The sequence below is a fragment of the Armatimonas sp. genome, assembly GCF_043760365.1.
Classification (GTDB): Bacteria; Armatimonadota; Armatimonadia; order Armatimonadales; family Armatimonadaceae; genus Armatimonas.
On the sequence record NZ_JAYUPA010000500.1, the window covers coordinates 1 to 4,571 of the forward strand.

Genomic DNA, 4,571 nt, shown 5'->3' on the forward strand with positions numbered 1-4,571 from the left:
TCGGCGTGCTCTACGGCAAGCGGGAGCATCTGGAGCGCCTGACGCCCCACAAAGTCCGCCCCGCCAAAAACACCATCCCGCACTGCTGGGAACAGGGGACGCTCAACCACGAGTGCCTGGCGGGCGTTGCGGCGGCGGTGGAGTACATCGAGAGCATCGGAATGGATGCGATGGCGCACTACGAAGCCGAGCTTGGGGCGCACTTGCTGGACGGGCTCGCACAAATCCCCAATCTTACGGTCTACGGGCCAGGCAAGCACGGACGGGTTCCGACGGTCGCGTTTACCCTTGCGGGCTACACGCCGCGTGCGGTATGTGAGGTGCTCGGGGCGGCAGGGATCTGCTCCTGGAGCGGTAACTACTACGCCGTCGGTGTAATGGAGGCGCTAGGTTTGCCCGATGGCGCGGTGCGGGTGGGGCTGGCGCACTACAACACCACGCAGGAGATAGATCGCTTGTTGGACGTGCTACGCGCGCTGGATTAGGGGCTAGGGGGTAGCCCCCCCGCAAGCTTCTTCACCACATTCGTTGTGGAGCGCCCGGGGACGAGCGGCAAAATCACGACCTCGCCGCCCAGTGCACGAACGAGTGGGGTCTCCGGGAGCACGTCTGGGGAGGCGTAGTCACCACCTTTGCAGTGGATACGGGGCTTGACGACGCGCAGAAGCTCAATGGGGGTGTCTTCCTCAAACACGCAGACGGCATCCACGCACTTGAGGCCCAGCAGCAGCTCCGCACGCTCGTCTTGGGGGTTGATCGGGCGCTCGGGGCCTTTGTTTAAGCGTCTCACGCTGGCATCCGCATTAACGCCCACAAACAGCGCATCGCCCAGCGCACGCGCCTGCTGCAAGTAGCGCAAGTGCCCCACGTGCAAGATATCAAAAACGCCGTTTGTAAAAACAACTCTCTTGCCCTCGGACTTTAGCCGCGCCGCCTCGGCGGCAAACGCTTCGCGTGTCATTTGCTTACCTCACTCGTCTTTCTATGGCGTCTAGCACCCACTCCACCGGCATCTGCGTCATGCAAGCAATATCGCCGCGCTTGCAGAAGCGGCCCTGACACGGCACACAGCTTAGCGCACGGTTGATCACGACCAGATCGCCGGGCCGCGTCGGGCCGGTGCGATCCGGGTCAGCCGCACCCGAGAGGCACACAATCGGAGCCTTTACCGCCGAGGCGATATGCAGCGGCCCCGTGTCACCGGTCACCACACACGCCGCTCTTTCGAGAAGTGCGCCCAGCTCCTTGACCGAGAGCTTACCCGCCAGATTCTCCACGGGCGCTTTGCTCTGCCCCACGATCTCCTGCGCGAGCGCGACATCACCCGACCCGCCGAGCAAGAGCACCCGCCACCCCAGAGCGTCTAGGCGCTCAATGAGAGTCGCGAATTGCTCCGGTGGCCAGCGGTTGATATCACGGGTGCCAGCCGGATTAATAGCAATATAGGGCATCGCCAGATCTAGCTTCGTAGTAAGCGAGAGCCGGGCCGACTCGGGCACGAAAAAATCTAGCTGACGGTCCGTGACGATAACTCCCAAGGGGACAACTTCTTTAGCAAAGTCGTCAATGGCATGGCGAACACGCCTCGTATCGAGCTGCTTACGGCGATCTTTCTTAAAGATAATTGTCTGTTTGGGCTGCGCCAGAGCCGCCAGCGCCAGTGTCTTGACACTGGGCTGGAAGTTCAGGAACAAATCATACCGCCCTTCGGCGCGGAGCGTTTTCAGAAAGCCGGGAAGCCCCGCGCCCCAGTGTTTCTTACGATCAAAGACCAGAATCCGCGCCGCGTAGGGCAGCCCGGCGACGGCGGCCTCCATCCCCAGCCCCACCACAAAGTCAATCTGGTCGGTTTGATAGTGTGCCGCCAGCGCCCGAAGCGTCGGGGTGGCGAGCAGAATATCCCCCATGCCCCCCAGCCGAACCACACAGATTTTCAAGCATCCGGCTCCCAAAGTGCCGCGACGAGCTGACAGACGGCCTCTAAAATGCTCTCTGTAACACGAGCAACTTGCTTCGCGTTCCGTGTCCGCCAATCGAGACTCCGTATCTGATCACTCAGCACAACCCCCGAAATCGCAAGCCCCTCTGGTAAGGGAACTTCGAATGGATAGCCTTTAACCTTGCTTGTAATGGGACAGCAGAGCATTAGCCCAACCTTACGATTGTATTCCACGGAGGAGAGCACAAGGGCCGGGCGGCGTCCCGCTTGTTCGCGGCCTGCCTGGGGGTCAAAATCTAACCAGACAATGTCTCCTCGTTCGGGAGTTCCCTCGCTCACCAGGCTTCCTCGCCTTCTGGTTTTCCCCAGTCTATTTCCGCATGACAGTTCTCTGGTGTCACACGCTCCAGCAGCGCAGCCAGCGGCGGACGCTCGGGGATACGCTCCAGGATTAACTTTCCCGAGGAGATGGTCATCTCCACAGGAGCATTTTCGGTAAGTCTTCCTGCTTCCGCAAAGGTTCGTGGTATACGAATCGCCAAGCTATTGCCCCACTTCTGTACTTTTGTAGTCATGCCACCTCCGTATCTACAATGAAGATACCATGTCCGTTTTACACAAGCAACGCCGCGATTGCATCCCGTACGGCCTCAATGGAGATTCGGGCAAGCGCATCGGCAATAGTGCCGTGACGCGGGCGGCGGCTCTCGGGTGGGGCTTCTTTCTCGACGGCATCAAGAACAAGCGCGGGAGCGGGGCCCCAAGCGGGGCCGGTGCGGGCGGGATCGGTGACGCCGTAGAGGCCGATCACCGGAGTGCCCACGGCAACAGCCAGATGCAGCGGCCCGGTGTCGGCACCAATCACCACGGCGCACCGCGCGAGCGCCTCGGCCAGCTCCGGGAGCTTGGTCTTCCCCGCTAAATTGAGACAGCCCCCGCAAGAGAGCGCCACCTGTGCCGCCGCCTCGGCCTCAGCTCCCGGCCCGCCAAAAAGAACAGGCATCAGGCCGCGCGTTTCTAGCTCCGCCACAAGTGCCTTCCAGTGCGCCAGCGGCCAGGTCTTATCCGGCGTGCTCGCCCCGATAATACACCCGACCCACGTTTTCTCGCGCGGCGCATCCCCTGCCAGATAGTGCTGCACGCGCGGTGCAAGCCGAGCAATGCCTAGCACGTCGCAGAACCCAAAGAGTTTCTCCACTTGGTGCGCTCGGTGCGTGCTTGCGATGCTGGCCTCGGTGAGAAAGAGCTTGTTTGCCTCACGGTTCTTATCCAGCCCGACCCGACGGGGTGCGCCACTGAGAAACGTCAGCAAGCCTGAGACAAACAACCCCTGCGGATCGAGTGCCGTGTCAAAGTGCTCCGCTCGCAGCCGCCTCCCGAATGCCAAAGTCGCCGAGAAACTCTTCTCCTCAAGCACGTGCACCGCACTCAGATGGGGATTATTGATCACTAGCGGCGCGAAAGCTTTTCGCACCACCCACGCCAGATGTGCCTCCGGGCCCAGCCCTCGCCGCAGTGCCTCGATCAGCGGCAGCGTGTGCACCACATCACCCAGCGACGAGAGCTTCACGACTAAGAGGCGCGACGGAGAAGAAGTGGACGGAGACAAAGGCATCGTCGTATTTTACCCGTAACCGCTCTGCTTCTCGCGACGTTCAGTAAAGCTATGGGAGATTTGAAAGATCCACGACTGATGTATCTCAAGGCGGCGCTGTTTCTCGTGGCGGGATGCGCCTCGGTGACCGGTATCTTAGTTGAGTTTCCGTCCGTGCGGGTAGCGGCGCTGCTCGGCATTGGGATCTGGTCATTTTGCCGACTCTACTACTTTGCGTTCTACGTGATCGAGAAGTACATAGACCCGAGCTACAAATTTGCGGGACTAGGCTCGTTTATCGCCTATCTGTTCCGCAAAAAATTGCGGTAAACTAACAGCGTGTTTTCCCGTTTTAAACGCGACAAAAATCTCAACGGAGACTCCATGACCGATGACAGTAACGCCCCCACGGAACCAGGGGCGGAGTTTGATGCCGATAGTGCGCCCTCTACTGCCACTCAGGAGGGCATGACCACGGATGTGGCCTGGCTTCAAGGGCAAGTCGAGGGCCTGAGCGCCGAGCTCGAAGCGACTCGCGGTGATTTCCTGCGCGCTCGTGCAGACTTCTCGAATCTGAAGCGCCGCACCGAAGAGGAGCGCGAGAGCCTCCGGAGCTATCTGATCGAGGAAACGATCCAGAAGCTTCTGCCCATTTTAGATAACTTTGAGCGGGCTCTTGTCGCGGCCTCCCAGACCAGCGACTACGAGAAGCTGGTGGTGGGTGTCAATGCAATCTACAAGCAGTTTGGCGAAGTCGTCGTCGGGGAGGGCGTCTTAGTGATCCCAGGAACACCTGGCACGCCGTTTGACCCGAACCTACACAATGCCGTTCTCCGCGATGAGGAGAGTGGCCATCCTGAAAATACCATCGTCGAGGAGCTCCAGCGCGGCTACATGCTGGGCAGTAAGGTGCTCCGCCCCACCCTTGTCAAAGTCGCCACGGGCGGCTAGGAGAATAGTTCATGAGATTTGGTAACGTAGCAGCGATGCTTATTGTCCCTGCCCTGATTCTCTCGGTAGGCTGTAAAAAACCCACTC

At 60.1% G+C, this 4,571-nt stretch carries 8 protein-coding genes; 3 read left to right on the top strand and 5 right to left on the bottom strand.

The annotated features are described in order from the left end of the window. Window positions 1–485 (top strand): aminotransferase class V-fold PLP-dependent enzyme (locus tag ACH2EH_RS11700; RefSeq protein ID WP_395141857.1); only part of this gene is annotated, 485 nt, incomplete at its 5' end. On the opposite strand, the gene rfaE2 is transcribed toward ACH2EH_RS11700, so the two are convergent. From rfaE2 to ACH2EH_RS11725, 5 genes are read right to left on the bottom strand one after another with little or no spacing between them, the layout of a single operon-like run. After that, window positions 482–961, bottom strand: coding sequence for a D-glycero-beta-D-manno-heptose 1-phosphate adenylyltransferase (gene rfaE2 / locus ACH2EH_RS11705; protein ID WP_395141859.1), 480 nt, complete (start codon window positions 959–961; stop codon window positions 482–484). The genes ACH2EH_RS11700 and rfaE2 overlap by 4 nt on opposite strands. 4 nt (window positions 962–965) lie before the next feature. Further along, the gene (locus tag ACH2EH_RS11710; protein WP_395141861.1) at window positions 966–1,937 is read right to left on the bottom strand and encodes a glycosyltransferase family 9 protein; all 972 of its coding nucleotides are present in this window, start codon (window positions 1,935–1,937) and stop codon (window positions 966–968) included. Continuing rightward, window positions 1,934–2,281 carry an endoribonuclease MazF gene (mazF, locus tag ACH2EH_RS11715; protein WP_395141871.1) on the bottom strand — a complete coding sequence of 116 codons (348 nt, stop codon included), beginning with the start codon at window positions 2,279–2,281 and terminating at the stop codon, window positions 1,934–1,936. Before mazF ends, ACH2EH_RS11710 begins: the two co-directional genes overlap by 4 nt. Then, window positions 2,275–2,514 (bottom strand): AbrB/MazE/SpoVT family DNA-binding domain-containing protein, encoded by a 240-nt coding sequence (locus ACH2EH_RS11720; protein ID WP_395141863.1) that lies wholly within the window; start codon window positions 2,512–2,514, stop codon window positions 2,275–2,277. The genes mazF and ACH2EH_RS11720 overlap by 7 nt, the downstream gene beginning before the upstream one ends. 38 nt (window positions 2,515–2,552) lie before the next feature. After that, a complete protein-coding gene (locus ACH2EH_RS11725) occupies window positions 2,553–3,554 on the bottom strand; it encodes a glycosyltransferase family 9 protein (protein WP_395141865.1) in 1,002 nt (333 codons plus the stop codon). Between the two features lie 51 nt (window positions 3,555–3,605). Between ACH2EH_RS11725 and ACH2EH_RS11730 the strand changes: the two genes are divergently transcribed. Then, the gene (locus ACH2EH_RS11730) at window positions 3,606–3,863 is read left to right on the top strand and encodes a hypothetical protein (protein WP_395141867.1); all 258 of its coding nucleotides are present in this window, start codon (window positions 3,606–3,608) and stop codon (window positions 3,861–3,863) included. Between the two features lie 9 nt (window positions 3,864–3,872). Next, window positions 3,873–4,484 carry a nucleotide exchange factor GrpE gene (gene grpE, locus ACH2EH_RS11735; RefSeq protein WP_395141869.1) on the top strand — a complete coding sequence of 204 codons (612 nt, stop codon included), beginning with the start codon at window positions 3,873–3,875 and terminating at the stop codon, window positions 4,482–4,484. Window positions 4,485–4,571: the final 87 nt, after the last annotated feature.

What these genes read in the sequence shown, in the direction of transcription:
- rfaE2 (WP_395141859.1), bottom strand. Translation starts at nt 961, where the DNA reads ATGACACGCGAAGCGTTTGCCGCCGAGGCGGCGCGGCTAAAGTCCGAG.
- ACH2EH_RS11725 (WP_395141865.1), bottom strand. Translation starts at nt 3,554, where the DNA reads ATGCCTTTGTCTCCGTCCACTTCTTCTCCGTCGCGCCTCTTAGTCGTG.
- ACH2EH_RS11730 (WP_395141867.1), top strand. Translation starts at nt 3,606, where the DNA reads ATGGGAGATTTGAAAGATCCACGACTGATGTATCTCAAGGCGGCGCTG.
- ACH2EH_RS11720 (WP_395141863.1), bottom strand. Translation starts at nt 2,514, where the DNA reads ATGACTACAAAAGTACAGAAGTGGGGCAATAGCTTGGCGATTCGTATA.